The 15610-nt window shown below is 69.2% G+C and carries 17 protein-coding genes; 2 read left to right on the top strand and 15 right to left on the bottom strand.

The genetic code is table 11. The features are described 5' to 3' along the window. Window positions 1-4: 4 nt before the first annotated feature. The 11 genes from MBEBAB_RS04980 to MBEBAB_RS18485 all read right to left on the bottom strand — a co-directional run bounded on the left by MBEBAB_RS04980 (window position 5) and on the right by MBEBAB_RS18485 (window position 9187). The gene (locus tag MBEBAB_RS04980; protein WP_021696851.1) at window positions 5-1072 is read right to left on the bottom strand and encodes an aldose epimerase family protein; all 1068 of its coding nucleotides are present in this window, start codon (window positions 1070-1072) and stop codon (window positions 5-7) included. Window positions 1073-1074: 2 nt separating this feature from the next. Further along, window positions 1075-2061: a galactofuranose ABC transporter, permease protein YjfF gene (yjfF, locus tag MBEBAB_RS04975; RefSeq protein WP_021696850.1), complete on the bottom strand. Its 987-nt coding sequence runs from the start codon at window positions 2059-2061 to the stop codon at window positions 1075-1077. Continuing rightward, a complete protein-coding gene (locus MBEBAB_RS04970; protein WP_021696849.1) occupies window positions 2058-3071 on the bottom strand; it encodes an ABC transporter permease in 1014 nt (337 codons plus the stop codon). The genes yjfF and MBEBAB_RS04970 overlap by 4 nt, the downstream gene beginning before the upstream one ends. Next, entirely contained in the window at window positions 3068-4279 is a 1212-nt protein-coding gene (locus tag MBEBAB_RS04965; protein WP_200865107.1) for a sugar ABC transporter ATP-binding protein, read from the bottom strand. Before MBEBAB_RS04965 ends, MBEBAB_RS04970 begins: the two co-directional genes overlap by 4 nt. Beyond that, complete coding sequence (locus MBEBAB_RS16830; RefSeq protein ID WP_021696847.1) at window positions 4213-4581, bottom strand: ATP-binding cassette domain-containing protein; 369 nt, start codon at window positions 4579-4581, stop codon at window positions 4213-4215. The genes MBEBAB_RS04965 and MBEBAB_RS16830 overlap by 67 nt, the downstream gene beginning before the upstream one ends. Window positions 4582-4584: 3 nt before the next feature. Beyond that, window positions 4585-5550, bottom strand: a complete 966-nt coding sequence (gene ytfQ, locus MBEBAB_RS04960; protein WP_021696846.1) for a galactofuranose ABC transporter, galactofuranose-binding protein YtfQ — start codon at window positions 5548-5550, stop codon at window positions 4585-4587. A gap of 117 nt (window positions 5551-5667) precedes the next feature. Then, a complete protein-coding gene (locus tag MBEBAB_RS04955; RefSeq protein ID WP_021696845.1) occupies window positions 5668-6615 on the bottom strand; it encodes a Gfo/Idh/MocA family protein in 948 nt (315 codons plus the stop codon). After that, window positions 6612-7298, bottom strand: coding sequence for an AraD1 family protein (gene araD1 / locus MBEBAB_RS04950; RefSeq protein WP_306301992.1), 687 nt, complete (start codon window positions 7296-7298; stop codon window positions 6612-6614). The genes MBEBAB_RS04955 and araD1 overlap by 4 nt, the downstream gene beginning before the upstream one ends. Then, window positions 7283-7606, bottom strand: a complete 324-nt coding sequence (locus MBEBAB_RS18280) for a hypothetical protein (protein ID WP_306301991.1) — start codon at window positions 7604-7606, stop codon at window positions 7283-7285. Before MBEBAB_RS18280 ends, araD1 begins: the two co-directional genes overlap by 16 nt. Window positions 7607-7706: 100 nt before the next feature. After that, window positions 7707-8966: a carotenoid oxygenase family protein gene (locus MBEBAB_RS04945; RefSeq protein WP_307718184.1), complete on the bottom strand. Its 1260-nt coding sequence runs from the start codon at window positions 8964-8966 to the stop codon at window positions 7707-7709. Continuing rightward, window positions 8852-9187 (bottom strand): carotenoid oxygenase family protein, encoded by a 336-nt coding sequence (locus tag MBEBAB_RS18485; RefSeq protein ID WP_307718183.1) that lies wholly within the window; start codon window positions 9185-9187, stop codon window positions 8852-8854. The genes MBEBAB_RS04945 and MBEBAB_RS18485 overlap by 115 nt, the downstream gene beginning before the upstream one ends. Before the next feature lie 176 nt (window positions 9188-9363). Between MBEBAB_RS18485 and MBEBAB_RS04940 the strand changes: the two genes are divergently transcribed. Both MBEBAB_RS04940 and MBEBAB_RS04935 read left to right on the top strand, forming a co-directional pair. Continuing rightward, the gene (locus MBEBAB_RS04940; RefSeq protein WP_045318888.1) at window positions 9364-11238 is read left to right on the top strand and encodes an AMP-binding protein; all 1875 of its coding nucleotides are present in this window, start codon (window positions 9364-9366) and stop codon (window positions 11236-11238) included. 4 nt (window positions 11239-11242) lie between these two features. After that, entirely contained in the window at window positions 11243-12460 is a 1218-nt protein-coding gene (locus tag MBEBAB_RS04935; protein ID WP_021696840.1) for an acetyl-CoA acetyltransferase, read from the top strand. On the opposite strand, the gene MBEBAB_RS04930 is transcribed toward MBEBAB_RS04935, so the two are convergent. From MBEBAB_RS04930 to MBEBAB_RS04920, 4 genes are read right to left on the bottom strand one after another with little or no spacing between them, the layout of a single operon-like run. Next, complete coding sequence (locus MBEBAB_RS04930) at window positions 12457-12933, bottom strand: PaaI family thioesterase (RefSeq protein WP_021696839.1); 477 nt, start codon at window positions 12931-12933, stop codon at window positions 12457-12459. The genes MBEBAB_RS04935 and MBEBAB_RS04930 overlap by 4 nt on opposite strands. A gap of 19 nt (window positions 12934-12952) precedes the next feature. Further along, window positions 12953-13714, bottom strand: coding sequence for an NAD(P)H-dependent flavin oxidoreductase (locus MBEBAB_RS04925; RefSeq protein WP_242397076.1), 762 nt, complete (start codon window positions 13712-13714; stop codon window positions 12953-12955). Continuing rightward, on the bottom strand, window positions 13657-13872 hold the full coding sequence (locus tag MBEBAB_RS17255; protein WP_242397075.1) for a hypothetical protein: 216 nt from the start codon (window positions 13870-13872) through the stop codon (window positions 13657-13659). The genes MBEBAB_RS04925 and MBEBAB_RS17255 overlap by 58 nt, the downstream gene beginning before the upstream one ends. Continuing rightward, a complete protein-coding gene (locus tag MBEBAB_RS04920) occupies window positions 13869-15464 on the bottom strand; it encodes a class I adenylate-forming enzyme family protein (RefSeq protein ID WP_242397080.1) in 1596 nt (531 codons plus the stop codon). Before MBEBAB_RS04920 ends, MBEBAB_RS17255 begins: the two co-directional genes overlap by 4 nt. Window positions 15465-15610 lie beyond the last annotated feature (146 nt).

Raw genomic sequence — 15610 nt, 5'->3', positions numbered from 1 at the left:
GGCGTCACGGGATCACGGAGAACCGCCAGATCGTGTGGTGGCGATAGCGCTGGCCCGGATCGAGCCGCGCCGAGGGGAAACCCGGCTGGTTCGGCGCGTCCGGGAAATTCTGGGGTTCGAGACACAGGCCCTGGCCCTGGCCATAGGCGACGCCGTTGCGGCCGATCAACTCGCCGGTCAGGAAATTGCCGGAGTAAAACTGCAGCCCCGGCTCGGTGGTCAGCAGCTCCATCGCGCGGCCGGAGGCTGGATCGGTCACCCGCGCGGCGAAGGTCGGCGTGTCGGTCCGCCCCTCGTCGCGGACGAAATTGTGGTCATAGCCGCGGCCGATGCGGATCTGGGCGTCGTGCGCGTCCCGGACCCGGTCGCCGATGCGTCGCGCGGTTCGGAAGTCGAAGGGTGTGTCGTCCACGGGGCGGATTTCGCCCGTGGGAATCAGGCCCTCATCCACGGGCGTATAAGCCGAGGCGGCGAGAGTCAGATGGTGATCCATCACGTCGCGCCCGCCGTCCGCCCCGGCCAGGTTGAAATAGCCGTGGGGCGCCAGCGACACCACGGTGGGTGCATCGGTGACCGCTTCAAGGATCAGGTCCAGCTGGTCGGCCTCGGGGGCCAGCCGGTAGGTGGCGGTGATGGTGAGCTCGCCGGGAAAGCCCTGATCGCCGTCGGGGCTGACGTGGCGCAGCACCACCTGATGCGGGTCAGCCGACTCGATGCGCCAGACCACCTTGTCCAGCCCCCGGACCCCGCCGTGCAGGGCGTTGGAGCCTTCATTGGCGGTGATGCGGAAGCGGCGGCCGTCGAGGGTGAAGGCGGCGCCGCCGATGCGATTGGCGTAACGCCCGACGCAGGCGCCCATGAAGTGGGGCTGGCGCAGATAGGGCTCCAGCGTGTCGTGGCCCAACAGCACATGGCCGAGGCGGCCCTCGCGGTCCGGAACCTGAACCCCCTGCAGGGACGCGCCCAGGGTGATGACGTCCACCTGCATGCCGCCGGCGTTGCGCAGGGTGACGCGCTCGACGACCTCGCCGTCCGGGGTGACGCCGAACCGGGTCCTGTCCGCAGTGGGCATGGTCATCTCCTTGCGCCGGACGATAGCGCGCGCAGCCGGTTCAGCCAGCGGCTGTCGCCGGCGGCGCGCAGCACCAGGAACAGCAGGATCATCAGGCCGATGACGATCTTCGCCCACCAGCTGGTCAGCGAGCCCTCGAAGGTGATGTAGGTCAGGATCAGCCCCTGGATCATCACCCCGAAGAACGAGCCGATCATGCCGCCCGAGCCGCCGGTCAGAAGGGCCCCGCCGATGACCACCGCGGCGATGGCCTCAAGCTCCACGCCGACCCCGGACAGGGCGTAGCCGGCCCCCGTGTAGATGGAGAACACCACGCCCGCCAAGGCGGCCATGAAGCCGGAGAAGGCGTAGATCAATATGGTGACCCGGCCCACCGGGGCACCCATCAGCAGGGCGGCGCGCGCGTCGCCGCCGACGGCGTAGACCTGGGATCCGAAGCGGGTGCGGTGCAGGATCAGGCCCCCTAGCACGAAGGCGGCGATCATGATCACGGCGATCAGGGTCAGGCCGCCGCCGCCCGGCAGCGGCACGCTCCATGAGGCCATCTGCGCATAGAGCGGATGCTGCACCGGCACGGAGTCCTGCGACAGCACCAGCGCCGCGCCCCGCGCCAGGAACATGGCGGTCAGGGTGACGATGAAGGGCGGCGCCTCCAGATAGTGGATGGCCGCGCCGACCAGGGCGCCGAAGCCTGCGCCGAGGGTCAGGGCAACGGCGAAGGCGGCCAGCGGGTGCAGGCCCCAGTTGCCGATGGCGATGGCGATCAGCAGGGAGGAGAACGCCATCACCGCGCCCACCGACAGGTCGATCCCGCCGGCCACGATCACCATGGTCATACCCACGGCCAGGATGCCCAGATACGCGCTGTCGGTCAGCAGGTTGCCGGCCACGCGCGGGGTGGCCATGTAGGGAAACTGCAGGGCGAAGACGGCGTACATCAGCACGAACAGGCCGATGGTCACCATCGTCGGGGCGCGAAGACCGATCATGGGGCGATCTCCCGGCGAGAAGGGGTCAGGCGGCGCCACGCGCGCCCGCCCGCCGGCGACTGCAGCGCCAGGATGACGGCGATCAGCAGCGCCATGACGATCAGATTGTATTCCGCCGGCAGGCCCGAGCGCAGGATCGCCAGCTTCAGGCCCTGCAGGGTCCATACGCCCAGCAGGGCCAGCGACAGCCCCAGACGCCCGCCGTACAGGGACGCGCCGCCGATCACCGCCGCCAGAATGGCGTCCAGCTCCAGCCAGAGGCCGGCGTTGTTGGCGTCGGCCCCGCGAATGTCGCCGGCCACGATCAGCCCGGCCAGGGCGGCCATCAGGCCCGACACCATATAGACGCAGATCAGCACCATGCGGCTGTTGACGCCCGACAGGCGGCTGGCGGCGGGATTGACGCCGATGGCCTCGATGAACAGGCCCAGCGCCGTGCGGCGGGTCAGGACGATGAGAGCCATGGCGGCGGCCAAGGTGATCCAGACGGGAATGGGCAGGCCCAGCCAGGCGCCCCCGCCGATGGCCGCCAGTCCCGGATCGTTGAAGGTCAGGATGCGACCGTCGGTGATCAGCTGGGCGACGCCGCGCCCCGCCACCATCAGGATCAGGGTGGCCACGATGGGCTGGATGCCGATGACCGCCACCAGCACGCCGTTCCACAGGCCGCAGGCCAGCCCCGCGCCCAGGGCCGCGGCGACGGCGACTGGCCACGGCGCCCCGCTGTTGACCAGCACGGCCGCCACCGCGCCCGCAATGGCCATGACCGCGCCCACCGACAGGTCGATGCCCCGGGTGGCGATGACCATGCTCATGCCCAGCGCCAGCAGGGCCACCGGCGCGGCGCGGTTCAGCAGATTGATCGGGCTGCCGTACAGCCGCCCATCGGACCAGGTCAGCTCCAGAAAACCGGGCGCGATGACCATGTTCAGGCCCAGCACCAGCGCCAGGGCCGCCAGTTGCGGCCGGGCGGTCATCAGCCAGCGGGTGGTGTCCTTGAAGGCGCTCATGCGGCGTCCGTGTCCGCGATGGCGCCGAGGATGCGGTCAGGATCGATCTGGTCGTGGGACAGGACCCGGACCTGACGCCGGTCGCGCATGACCGAGACGGTCTGGGACAGGGCGGTGAGCTCCTCGATCTCGGAGGAGATCAGATAGACGGCCATGCCGTTGGCCCGCATCTCGTCCACCAGCTTGAGGATTTCGGCGTGGGCGCCGATGTCGACGCCTTGGGTGGGCTCATCCAGCAGGAACAGGACGGGCTCGGTGGCCAGCCAGCGGGCGATCAGGGCCTTCTGCTGGTTGCCCCCCGACAGCTGCTCGATGGGCTTCTCCGCATCCGGCGTGCGGATGTCGAGCAGGCGGATGAAGCGGTCGGCGATCTCGTTCTGGCGCGCGCGCGGGATGGGTTTCAGCCAACCCTGACGGGCCTGAAGCGCCAGGATCATGTTCTCGCGCACGCTGAGGGCGCCGACGATGCCGTCGGACTTGCGGTTCTCGGGCAGCATGGCGAATCGCCGCGCGAGGGCCTGACGCGGGGTGCTCATCCGCACCGCCTCGCCGTCGATCTCCAGCGCGCCCGCGTCCGCCGTCAGGGCGCCGAACATCAGCAGCGCGGTCTCGGTGCGGCCCGATCCCAGAAGGCCGGCGGCGCCCACCACCTGACCGGCGCGGAACTCCAGATCGAACGGCTCGACCACGCCTTTCAGGCCCAGCCCGTTCGCGCGGGCGACCACCGGGGCCTCCGGGTCTGGCGGCGGCGCGGTTCGGCGCGCGTCATCGAAGGCCCGGCCCAACAGCAGCTCCACCAGTTCGCGGCGCTCCAGCCCGGCGATGTCCCGCTCGCCCACCATGGCGCCGTTCCGCAGGACGGTGAGCCGGTCGGCGACCTCGAACACCTGATCCAGAAAGTGGGTGATGAAGATGATGCCGACGCCCTGTTCCGCCAGACCGCGCATGACGCGGAACAGAGCCTGCACCTCGGCCTTGTCCAGACTGGCCGTGGGCTCGTCGAGGATAAGCACCTTCGCCCCAAGATCTACAGCGCGGGCAATGGCGGTCAGCTGGCGCACGGCCAGGGAGAAGGCCGACAGGGGTCGCGACACGTCGATGTCCAGGCCGAAGGGCTTCAGCAACTCGGCGGCCTGCCGGTTCATCTCTCCGCGCCGCACAAGACCGAAGCGGGTCGGCTGGCGCCCGAAGAAGATGTTCTCAGCCACGCTGAGGTTGACCGCGCGGGCGCTTCCTGATGCACGGCCGCGATCCCCAGCCGCTCGCTTTCGGCCGGGGCGTGGGGATCGATCTCGCGGCCGTTCAGGAACAGGTCGCCCCCGTCACGGCGCAGGACCCCGGTGATGACCTTGATCAGGGTCGATTTGCCCGCGCCGTTCTCGCCCAGCAGGGCGTGGATCTCGCCGGGCCGAAGGGCGAAGTCCACGCCGTCCAAGGCGCGGACGCCGGGGAAGATCTTGTCCACGCCCCGCGCCTGCAGCAGGGCCGGGGCGTCGGTGGCGTGCGCCATGGATCAGTACCGGTCGCGGCGCTGTGCGTACTCAGCCTCGGCCGTGTCCGCCAGATAGAGCGGCGAGTCCGTGCGCACCCACTTCTCGGGGGCGGTTCCGTCGTCCAGATAAGCCTCCAGCAGGTCAAAGGCGGGGCCCGCCATGTTCGGGGTCAGCTCGACCGTGGCGTTGGCCTGACCCTCGGCCATGGCGCGGAAGATGTCGGGCACGCCGTCGATGGAGACGGTCAGGATGTCCTCGCCGGGGTTCAGGCCCGCCTCGGTCATGGCCTGGATGGCGCCGATCATCATGTCGTCGTTGTGAGCGTAGACCGCGCAGATGTTCGGGCCGCCCACCGAACGGATCAGGCTCTCCATCACCTCCTTGGCGCGGGAGCGGGTGAAATCGCCGGACTGGCTGCGCACGATGGTCAGGTTGGGGTTCCCGGCGACGATCTCGGCGAAACCTTCGCGTCGGTCATTGGCCACGCTGGCGCCCACGGTGCCCTGAAGCTCGATGACGCCGCACTGACGGTCGCCCACTTCTTCCGCCAGCCAGCGGGCCGCGACACGGCCCTCCTCGACGGCGTCAGAGGCGACGGCGGCCAGATAGAGATCCTCGTCCGCTGTCTCGATGCGGCGGTCCAGCAGGACCACGGGGATGTTGGCCTCACGCGCCTCGGCCAGGACGGCGTCCCAGCCGGTCTCCACCACCGGGGCCAGCAGGATGGCGTCCACGCCCTGGGCGATGAAGGTGCGGATGGCGCGGATCTGGTTCTCCTGACGCTGCTGGGCGTCGGACACGCGCAGGTCGATGCCGCGCGCCTCGGCCTGCTCGCGGGCCACGCGGGTCTCAGCCGCGCGCCAGCCGGACTCCGATCCGATCTGGGAGAAGCCGACCACCAGCTGGTCGCTGTCCTGGCCCTGACCGCATCCGGCGATGACGGCGCAGGCGAGGGCGGCGACGCCCAGTTTGAGCAGGGACTTCATGGCGTTCTCTCCTTAGCGCCGACTGAGCCGGTCGTTCGTCAGGAGCGCACCATCGAATACTCAGACATTTCCCGCAAGCCTCCCACTCGCGGTAAATGGATACGCCGTGTGGGCGCCTCAGAAATGAAAGGCCGGCGCGGCGACCCGCTCGCCCAGCATGAAGGCGTCCGCCACGTGGCTGAGCGGCGTCAAGTCCACATCACTGCGCCCGGCCGCGATCAGGTCGGCGAAGCGGTCATAGAGGGCCGCATATTCGCCCCCCAGCACGACGTGGTGGGCGGGGCCGGACTGCTGTTCGCCGTCGATGAACAGGTCCGCGCCGCCGTTGGTCAGGGTCAGGACCCCGCCGTCGGTCTCGACCCGGATGGACCAGGTCTGGTCGCCGGTCTGCAGGAAGTCGAACACGGCCGTCACCGGCGCTCCGTCCACGGTCTCGAAGGCCAGGTCCGCAAGGATGGGGGTCTGGCGGTTCTCGGGGAAATGCAGCCGCGCGGCTCTGAGCAGGAAGGCGACGGGCAGGATGCAGGTGACGATGGACAGAGCGTTGATGCCGGGATCGAACACGCCCAGGCCGCCGGGCGCGAAGATCCAGTCCTGTCCCGGATGCCAGACCCGGACGTCCTCGCGCCATTCGATGTGGACGCGCCGGATGGTCTTGTCGGCCAGCCACGCGCGGGCCGGCTCGACCCCGGCGGCGTGGCGCGAATGCCAGGTGGCGAACAGGGTCAGGCCCGCCTTTTCCGCCTGCTCCGCCAGGGCGCGCACCTCGGCCAGGGTGGCGCCGGGCGGCTTCTCGAGCATCAGGTGCCGCCCGGCCGACAGGGCCAGCCGGGCGTCGGTGAAGCGGGGCGCGGGGGGCGTGCACAGGGACACGGCCTGGATGTCGGGCACGACGTCCAGCAGGTCCGCCAGGCTGGTCCGGGTCGGGACGCCGTCGAGATCGCCTTTGCGGTCGGCGGCGCCGATCAGGTCGAAACGCGGGCTGGCGGCGATGGCGGGCAGATGCTGGCTGCGGGCGATGACGCCGACGCCCACGAGACCCAGCCGGATGGGATCGGCGCTCACAGCGAACGCACCGTCACGGACGCGGGCGCCTCGATGGCCAGCGGATTGCGCACGGGCGTCAGGAACGGGGCGGCCTCGACCTCGAACACATCGCCCGGCCGGGTCTCGATTCCGTCGCTGAACGACAGGGTGGCCGTGCCCATGAAGTGGACGTGCACATCGCCCGGCCGCCGGAACTGGGCGTATTTGAAGTGGTGATGCTCCAGGTTCGCCAGGCTGTGGCACATGTTGGCCTCGCCGCTGAGGAACGGCTTCTCCCACAGCACCGCGTTCCCGCGATGGATGCGCACCGTCCCGCGCACATCGGCAGGCGGCTCGCCCAGCAGAATCTCGGCCCCCAGCGAGCAGGCGCGCAGCTTGGAATGGGCCAGGTAGAGGTAGTTCCGGCGCTCGGTGACATGGTCCGAGAACTCATTGCCCAGGGCGAAGCCGAGCCGGAAGGGCGTTCCGTCCGGGCCGATGACATAGATGCCGGCCAGCTCCGGCTCCTCGCCGCCGTCCAGGGCGAAGGATGGGGAGGTCAGGGGCGCGCCGGGCGCGGCGATGACGCCGCCGTCCCCCTTGTAAAACCATTCCGGCTGGACGCCGATCTGGCCGGGCTCCGGCTTGCCGCCCTCCAGGCCCAGCCTGAACATCTTCATGGAGTCGGTCAGGGTCGCCGCATCCTTCAGGTCGCGGTGCATCTTGTCGCGCCTTCGGCGGAGCCCAGGTGGGTCAGGCCGGTTCCGGTGACCAGCAGGTGGGCCGGGTCGGGGTGGTCGATGGGGGCGCGGACCCGGCCCTCGGCCAGGGCGTCGCGCACGTCCACGGCCTCGCCCAAGCCGGCGGCCTCGACCGCCTCGCCCAGGCTGGAACCGGCCGCGATGGCCGCCCGGGCCAGATCATAGGTGGTGTCATGGCCGTTGACCCGGCGGGCCCGGCCGTCGTCGGTCATGGCGGCCAGCAGACGATCGCCTGCGGCGTCGTCCAGCTGCACGAGTCTGAGAGGCATGGGGGCTCCATTGTCCGGCCAGACATAACTCATACAAAATATGCCGGCGGAAAGGACCCGCTCCTGGCGAGAAATATTCCGGGATGCTGAAGCTCCCGCCTCAGGATCGCGGCAGAACGCCGTTTTCGATGAAGCGGCGATCGGCCCAGACCGAGTGGGTGCCGCTGGAGATCTTGTGTGGCAGGGCGATGCGGACCACCGGCCCGGCCTCGAAGTCCTTGCAGTCGATCAGCACGCACTCCGACGTCTGGGTGTTTTCGTCGATCAGGAAGCTGACCAGATAGCCGTCGTCCTCGTCCTTCGCGTCGATGCGCGGGACGAAGGGCGACTCGCTGGCGTAGACGCCTTCGGGCAGGTTGACCGCCCATGACTGGCCGGTCTCGAGGTCATGCTTGACGAAGCCGGTGAACAAGAACCAGCCGGGCTTTGTGGTGGTGCTGTAGGCGTAGCGGTAGGGCACGCCGGCATGGCGCTGGTTGAACGTGCCGAACTCCAGCAGCCGGTCATCCATGTGATGCTCGCGGGTTTCGCCGGTCTTCAGGTTGAAGCGCCAGCGGTGCAGCCGGGGACGGAAGCTGTGCTCATCCAGGAACGCCATCATGTGGCTCATGCCCGGGGGGTAGCCCTCCAGCGGCTCGGGGCAAGGGTTCTCCTGAAAGTAGCCGTCCAGAACGATCTCGTCGCCGTCCTCCCAGGCGTTCAGGAAGTGCAGCACATAGGTGGGGTCGGCCTCGAACCAGCGGATGTCCTCCGGCCGGCCATACCGGGGAATGATGCCGAAGCGCGACTTCAGCCCGTCGTGCATGCGCGAGGCGTGGACGCCCTTCTTCAGGAGATCCTGATCCCAGAACAGCGGGAAGTCGTTGAGGATCGAATAGTTGGTGGTGAACGCCATGTCGTGGGGCAGGCGCGGCCCGGGCAGATCGATGGGCACGTAGTGGACCAGCGTCCCGGTCCGGTCCACAACCCCGTAGTGCATGTAGGGCGCATGGACGCCGTAGTTGAAGAACAGCATCTCGCCGGTGGCCTCGTCCACCTTGGGATGGGCCGAGACCCCGTCCAGCGGACCCCATGGCGCCACGCCGGACTGCTCCAGGGTCTCCGGATCGAGGCGATAGGCCTCGCCGCACTGGTAGAAGGTGGACAGGATCTGTCCGGCGTGAACCACCACGTCGGTGCTGGAGGAATCCTTGATGCCGCCGTGGGCCCCGAACCCCGGACGCACGGATGTGCCCGGCGGGTCCATCAGCCCGCCCCACAGCGACCCTTCCGCCTCCTGTTCGGCCTGGAAGCAGCGAGTGCGCACGAAGCGGTTGCGATAGTCCGCCTTGCCGCCGCGAAAGCTGATGGTGTGGACCATGCCGTCCCCGTCGAAGGGTGATAGCGGCCCAGCGGCTGGTGAATCTGGTTCTCGGTGTTGCGCACATAGACGCCGTCGATGTCGTCCGGGATGCGGCCTTCCAGCACCGTCAGATCCGTGGCGTCCACCTCGGTGAGGATCGGCGTCCAGGCCCCGGTCAGATAGGGGTGGTTGGACGGCTTTAGCGACGATTTGATCGGCGGCAGTTGATGGACTGACATGGTGCGGCTCCTCGGGCGCGAACGCGACGTGCGAGGACCATAGGACTCGATGGTCTGCTTACGCAAGTAATGGGGTGAGGATAGCCGCCCGCTCCGGCGCGACAGATTGTTGCGCCCCCGCGCCCCTGTGTTAGCTTGGTTGCATAAGCAGACCAAAGAGAAGCAGGGAAACGTCCATGACCGCGCAGGCTGCCCAGTCCCCGACGACGGACGCCCCGCCCTTCCGCGATGCGGGGCTCATGGCGGTGGACCTTGAGGTGACCGGGCGTCCGGACGGCGCGCTGCTGGTGCGCTCCCGCATTCCTTTGGCCGAGCACGACTGGAACGTGCCGCGCGCCATCCTCGCAACGGCGCGGTCGCGTCCGGAGGCGCCCGCCATGGCGCGGCGCGAAGGCGGGACGGGGGATTGGCGTTTCACCACCTATGGCGAACTGGCCGACCAGATCGATGGCTTCGCCCAGTGGCTGCTGGATCGCAAGCTGCCGTCCGGCGCCGCGGTGATGATCATGGGCGCCAACTCGCCCGGTTTCGCGGCGGCGGCGCTGGGGGCCATGGCGGCAGGGGCCCCGGCCGCTCCGGTGAGCTTGCTGTACGCCATGCTGGGCGGCGATCTGGGACGGCTGCGCCATGTGATGGACCGCATCCGGCCCGCCGTTCTGGTCATCGAGGACGCCCGGCCCGTCGCCGCTGCCCTGGCGTCGCTGGATCTCGACGGCGTGACGGTGGTCACCGCGACCCCCGAGGTGGTGGACGCGCCCCATGTGGCGGATCTGGCCGAGGTCTTCGCCACGCCCGCGACCCCGGCGGTCGAAGCCAGTCTCGCGGCGCTCAAGCCCGACGACCACGCCAACTATCTGCTGACCTCCGGCTCCACCGGCCTGCCCAAGGTGGTGGCGGTATCCTACGCCAATCTGGCCGCCAATACGGCCCAGGGCGTGCAGGCGACGGGCGAGAGCCTGCGCTGGGACGGCCGCATCCTGAACTGGCTGCCGTGGCACCATACCGCCGGGGCCAGCGTCCTGCGCGCGACCCTGCTGGCGGGCGGCGTGTTCTATGTGGACGACGGCAAGCCGTTGCCGGGCCTGCTGGACATCTCCCTGCGGAATCTCAAGGAAATCCCGGTCGAGTATTACGCCAATGTGCCGCTGGGGTTCGCCCTGCTGGCCGACGCGCTGGAGGCGGATGCTGATCTGCGCCGCACCTTCTTCTCGGAGCTGCGTCTGATGCTGTTCGGCGGGGCGGCCCTGGCCCAGCCCGTCTACGACCGCATCCAGAAGATGGCGGTCGCGGAGACCGGCAAGCGCATCATGATGACCTCGGCCTATGGCTCCACCGAGACCACGGCCGGGTTCCTGGCGGGCTATGCCTATACCGACAAGGTCGGGCTGGGCCTGCCCCTGCCGGGGGTGACCCTCAAGCTGGTGCCGCACGACGACAGCCGCTGGGAGGTTCGGGTCAAGGGCCCCAACGTCACCCGCGGCTATCTGGACGACCCGGAGCGCAGCGCCCAGGCTTTCGACGACGAGGGCTTCTACTGCATGGGCGATCTGGCCACCTTCATCACCCCGGGCGAGGTGAGCGGCGGCCTGGCCTTCGCCGGGCGGCTGGCGGAAGAGTTCAAGCTGTCCACCGGGACCTGGGTCTATGGCGGCCCCGCGCGCGAAGCGGTGCTGACCGCCCTGTCGCCGCTGATCACCGAACTGGTGCTGTGCGATGAGAACCGGCCGTATCTGGGCATTCTCGCCTGGCCCTCGGTGGAGGGCGTCAAACGCGAGCTGGGGCTGGAGATCGGCGAGGCGATCACCTCCGGGCGGCTGGGCGAGGCTGTGCGCGAGCGGCTGGCGGCGCACAATGCGGCACACCCCATGGCCTCCATGCGCATCGAGCGGGCCGTGATCCTGACCGCGCCGCCGAACCCCAACGCCCACGAGGTGTCGGACAAGGGCAGCATCAACCGGCGCGGGGTGATCGACAACCGCAGCCAGGACGTGGCGCGCCTCTACGCCGACCAGCCCGATGCGGGCGTCATCGTCGTTGCGAAAGGAGATTGATCCGATGGTCTATATTCTCGGCGGCTGGCAGTCGGACTTCAAGCGCAACTGGGTCCGCGAGGGCATGGAGATCGCCGACGGGTTCGCCGAAACCCTGACCGGCGGGCTGGAGGCGACGGAACTGGAGCCCGGCGACATCGACGTGGGCCATGTGGGCAATTTCGTCGGCGACCTGTTCGCGGGCCAAGGCATGCTGGGCGGCTTCTTCGCCCTGTCAGACCAGCGGTTCGACGGCATGCCGGCCTCGCGCCACGAGGGGGCCTGCGCCTCGGGCTCGCTGGCCATCCTGGCGGCCATGGCGGACATCGAGTCCGGCCGCTACGGAACCGCCGCCGTGCTGGGGCTGGAGCTGATGCGCAATGTTCCGGGCCAGACGGCGGCCGAGCATCTGGGTGCCGCGGCCTGGGCGGGCCACGAGTATCAGGATGCGCGCTATGTCTGGCCGCGCGCCTTTTCTGACCTGACCGAGGAATACGACCGCCGCTACGGCATCAACGAGGCGCACCTGCGACGCATCGCCCAGATCAATTTCGCCAACGCCCGGCTGAATCCCAACGCCCAGACCCGGGAGTATGTCTTCCCCGACGCGGCCTTCGCCAATGACGACGAGGCCAATCCGGTGATCGAGGGGCGGGTGCGCAAGACTGACTGCGGTCAGGTGACCGACGGCGGCGCCATGGTGGTTCTGGCCTCGGCCGAGCGGGCGGCGGACTACGCACGCCGCCGCGGGATCGCGCTGGAGTCCCTGCCGCGCATCAAGGGCTGGGGCCATCGCAACGCGCCCATCAGCTACGCCCGCAAGATCGCCGCCAGCGCCGATGAGGCTTACGTCTTCCCGCAGGTGAAGCGCGCCATCGACGAGGCCCGCGCACGGGCCGGAATGTCATTGGACTCCATCGATGCGGTGGAGACCCACGACTGTTTCTCCATGACCGAATACATGGCCATCGACCATCTGGGCCTGACCGCGCCGGGCGAGGCGTGGAAGGCCATTGAGGCGGGGGATATCGAGATCGGCGGGCGGCTGCCCATCAACCCCTCCGGCGGCCTGATAGGCTGCGGCCACCCGGTGGGCGCGACGGGCGTGCGCATGGCCCTGGACGCGTTCAAGCAGACGACGGGGACGGCGGGGGCCTATCAGGTTGAGGGCGCCAGCACCGTCCAGACCCTGAACATCGGCGGGTCGACCACCACCACCGTCAGCCTTGTGATCGGCGTCTAGTTCTCGCGCCTTCGGATCGAGACGGCGGCGGTGCCGTGGGCCACCGCGCGGCCGTCGGGCAAGGACACCGTCACCTCGGTCACCACCTTGCGCGGGTCGGCATAGGCGGCGCGCGCCTCGGCGATCAGATGATCCGCCTCGATGGGAGCCGCGTTCAGGAAGCGCAGACTTAGATCAGTCGACAGCAGGTGCTCCCCCGGCTTCAGCAGGGTCATGGCCACCCCGCCCCCGGCGATGTCCACCAGCGCCGCCGTCACCCCGCCGTGGACCAGTCCGACGAAATTGGCGTGACCGGGATCCAGATCGCAGCGGATCACCATGCGGCCCCGCTCCACCTGGACCGGCCAGGCGCGCAGCCGCTCGGCGAAGCCCCCCGCGAAACGCGCCTCGGCCCAGCGCCGCGCCAGCTCGAGCCCGTCGGCGGCCGGGTCCAGCTGGAAGCGCGAGGCGAGGGACGGGGACGGCTCGCTCACGCCGCCGCCGCCCGGCTGTTCAGTCGGATGAAGCGGTCGGCCGCCGCGCGGTATTCGCGCTCCAGCCGCGCCACCACCTCGGCGGTGGACTCCACAGCTCGATGCGGCCCACGCCCTGGCCGGCGGCCCAGATGTCCTTCCAGCGTTTGGTGCTCTGGCCGCCGGAATAGTCGCGCTGGATGGCGCCGCCCATGGCGTCGGGGTCGAGGCCCGCGGCCTTGAGGCTGGGCTTGAGCCAGGAGGCGTCGGTGCCGGTGACGGCGGGCGAGACGATCAGGTCGTCGGCGTCGCAGTCCACCACCATCTGCTTGTAGGCGTCCTGGGCCAGGCTCTCGCGCGTGGCCAGGAACCGGGTGCCCATGTAGACCATGTCCGCCCCCGCCGCGATGGCGCCCGCCACCCCCGCGCCGTCGGCGATGCCGCCGCCGATGGTCAGATAGCCGTCGAAGAACTCGCGCACCGCCGAGACGAAGGCGAAGGGCGACAGGTGGCCGGTGTGCCCGCCCGCCCCCGCGCTGATGCAGGCCAGACCATCCACGCCCGCCTCGGCGGCCTTTCGGGCCAGCTTCATGTTGACCACGTCGGCGAAGACCATGCCGCCGTAGCCCTTGACCGTCTCCATCACCGGCTTGGGCGACCCCAGGGCGGTGATGACGATGGGCGGCTTGTAGCGCGCCACCATGGCCAGGTCGTCGGCCAGCCTGGGGTTGGTGGAGTGGGTGATCAGATTGGCGATCCACGGCCCGTCGCCGGGCTTAAGCGCGCTTGTGATCTGGTCCATCCAGCGGTCCAGATCCTCGGCGTCCGACAGTTGGGCGTCGGGAACGCGCCGCCGATCCCCGCCTTGCAGGCGGCGATGACCAGCTCCGGCCCGGAGACCAGGAACATGGGCGCGGCGATGACGGGCAGCCGCATGGACTGGGGGAAGGCGGAACTCATGCTTGAGCTGTTTCTCCAAGACGGTCGCGCAGATCCCGTTTGAGGACCTTGCCGACCGGGTTGCGCGGCAGGGCGTCGATGATCTCCAGCCGCTCGATCTGTTTGTAGACGGCCACCTGTTTCTCTTCAGTCAGATAGCGGTTGATCCCGGCCATGTCGGCGCTCTGGTCGGGGCGGAACACCACGAAGGCGCACAGGCGCTCGCCCAGCCGCTCGTCGGGCGCGCCCACAACGGCGGCCTCGGCGATGGCGGGGTGGCCCATCAGGTGGCCCTCGATCTCCTCGGACGAGATGTTCATGCCGCCGCGGATGATGATGTCCTTCAGCCGGCCCACGAAGCGGATGAAGCGGTTGTCCTCGCCCGCCAGCTCGAACAGGTCGCCGGAGCGGAACCAGCCGTCGGCGTCGAACGCCCGCTCATTGACCTCCGGCGCGCGCCAGTAGCCCGAGAACACCGTCGCCCCCTTCATGCGCAGCTCGCCGGGACGGCCGGGTTCGCGGATCTCCTCCTCGGTCTCGGGGTCCACCAGACGGGTGGAGATGCGGTCGTGCAGCATGGCTTTCCAGCGCAGGCCCTCGCCGAAGCGCGGGAACAGCACGGCCCGCTCCGCCGGGTCGGGCACGTCCTGCCAGGCGCTGGGGAACGAACAGCCCTCGTTGGAGCCGAAATAGTTGACGATCTGGACGCCGTATTTCTCGTGGAAGGTCTTGACCATCCACGGCGACAGGGGCGCCGAGCCGGAGCCGATGGCCTTCAGCCGCTTGAAGTCGATGCCCGCCAGCAGGGCCTCGTTCTGCAGCAGCAGGTTCAGCACGGCGGGCGGGGCGACGGTGTAGTCGATGGTCTCGTCGCGCATCTGCTTCAGCAGCACCTGCAGGTCGAACGGGTGGTGCTGGATCAGCACCCCTCCGGTCAGCAGCCAGCTGACGAAGCCGGTGGAGATTCCCGCCATGTTGACCATGGGAAACGGATTCAGGATGCGCGCGCCATGGCCCAGGTCGGCGGCGTCCACCACCCCCGCGCCCATGATGATCCACTCGTTGTGGCTGCGCGGCACCCCCTTGGGCTGGGCCTCGGTGCCGGAGGTCCAGCAGATGGTGAAGACGTCGTCGGCGCTGATCTTCGCCGTCTTCATGGCGTCGCGGGCGGCCTTCATCTGTTTCGGCGTCACCGCGTCCAGCAGCGGCTCCAGATCGATGGCGCCGGCGGGGCAGGTCTCGCCCATGACGAACACATGCTTCAGGGCGGGCGAGCGGCCGGCCACGGTCATCAGCATGTCGCCGTGAGCGTGCTTGCCGATGCGGTCGGTGGTCAGGGCGGCCACGGCGTCGGTCTTGCCGACGATGTAGCCCAACTCGCTCTCGCGGTATTGCACCGGGGCGGGCGAGACGATGATCCCCAGCCGCGCCGCCGCCAGATAGGTCAGGCTCAGGTCATTGATGTTGGGCAGCTGGACGACCAGCACGTCGTCCTTCTTCAGGCCGTGGGCATGGAACACCGCCGCCAGCCGGTCGACCGACGCGTCCGCCTCGGCCCAGGTCAGGCGCTCCGGCTGGCCGCCCATGATGTCGGCGGCGTTGAACGGATCGATCAGGGCCTCGGCATCGGGATGAGCCTTCAGATGGCGGCGGAACAGGTCGTCCAGGGTGTCGTCACCCCACCAGCCTTTGCGCGGTAGTCGCGTATGCGATCCTGCGGCACGACGATCATGGCGTTTTCCTCCGTCTCTCGTTTTGT

Source organism: Brevundimonas abyssalis TAR-001 (assembly GCF_000466985.1).
Classification (GTDB): Bacteria; Pseudomonadota; Alphaproteobacteria; order Caulobacterales; family Caulobacteraceae; genus Brevundimonas; species Brevundimonas abyssalis.
Note: the sequence above shows the minus strand (reverse complement) of the source record. Positions and strands in the feature narration are given on the sequence as shown.

Bases quoted from the DNA above. Each gene is read 5' to 3' on its own strand.
- MBEBAB_RS04980 (WP_021696851.1), bottom strand. From the start codon at position 1,072: ATGCCCACTGCGGACAGGACCCGGTTCGGCGTCACCCCGGACGGCGAG.
- yjfF (WP_021696850.1), bottom strand. From the start codon at position 2,061: ATGATCGGTCTTCGCGCCCCGACGATGGTGACCATCGGCCTGTTCGTG.
- MBEBAB_RS04970 (WP_021696849.1), bottom strand. From the start codon at position 3,071: ATGAGCGCCTTCAAGGACACCACCCGCTGGCTGATGACCGCCCGGCCG.
- MBEBAB_RS16830 (WP_021696847.1), bottom strand. From the start codon at position 4,581: ATGGCGCACGCCACCGACGCCCCGGCCCTGCTGCAGGCGCGGGGCGTG.
- ytfQ (WP_021696846.1), bottom strand. From the start codon at position 5,550: ATGAAGTCCCTGCTCAAACTGGGCGTCGCCGCCCTCGCCTGCGCCGTC.
- araD1 (WP_306301992.1), bottom strand. From the start codon at position 7,298: ATGCACCGCGACCTGAAGGATGCGGCGACCCTGACCGACTCCATGAAG.
- MBEBAB_RS18280 (WP_306301991.1), bottom strand. From the start codon at position 7,606: ATGCCTCTCAGACTCGTGCAGCTGGACGACGCCGCAGGCGATCGTCTG.
- MBEBAB_RS04945 (WP_307718184.1), bottom strand. From the start codon at position 8,966: ATGGTCCACACCATCAGCTTTCGCGGCGGCAAGGCGGACTATCGCAAC.
- MBEBAB_RS18485 (WP_307718183.1), bottom strand. From the start codon at position 9,187: ATGTCAGTCCATCAACTGCCGCCGATCAAATCGTCGCTAAAGCCGTCC.
- MBEBAB_RS04940 (WP_045318888.1), top strand. From the start codon at position 9,364: ATGACCGCGCAGGCTGCCCAGTCCCCGACGACGGACGCCCCGCCCTTC.
- MBEBAB_RS04935 (WP_021696840.1), top strand. From the start codon at position 11,243: ATGGTCTATATTCTCGGCGGCTGGCAGTCGGACTTCAAGCGCAACTGG.
- MBEBAB_RS04925 (WP_242397076.1), bottom strand. From the start codon at position 13,714: ATGGACCAGATCACAAGCGCGCTTAAGCCCGGCGACGGGCCGTGGATC.
- MBEBAB_RS17255 (WP_242397075.1), bottom strand. From the start codon at position 13,872: ATGAGTTCCGCCTTCCCCCAGTCCATGCGGCTGCCCGTCATCGCCGCG.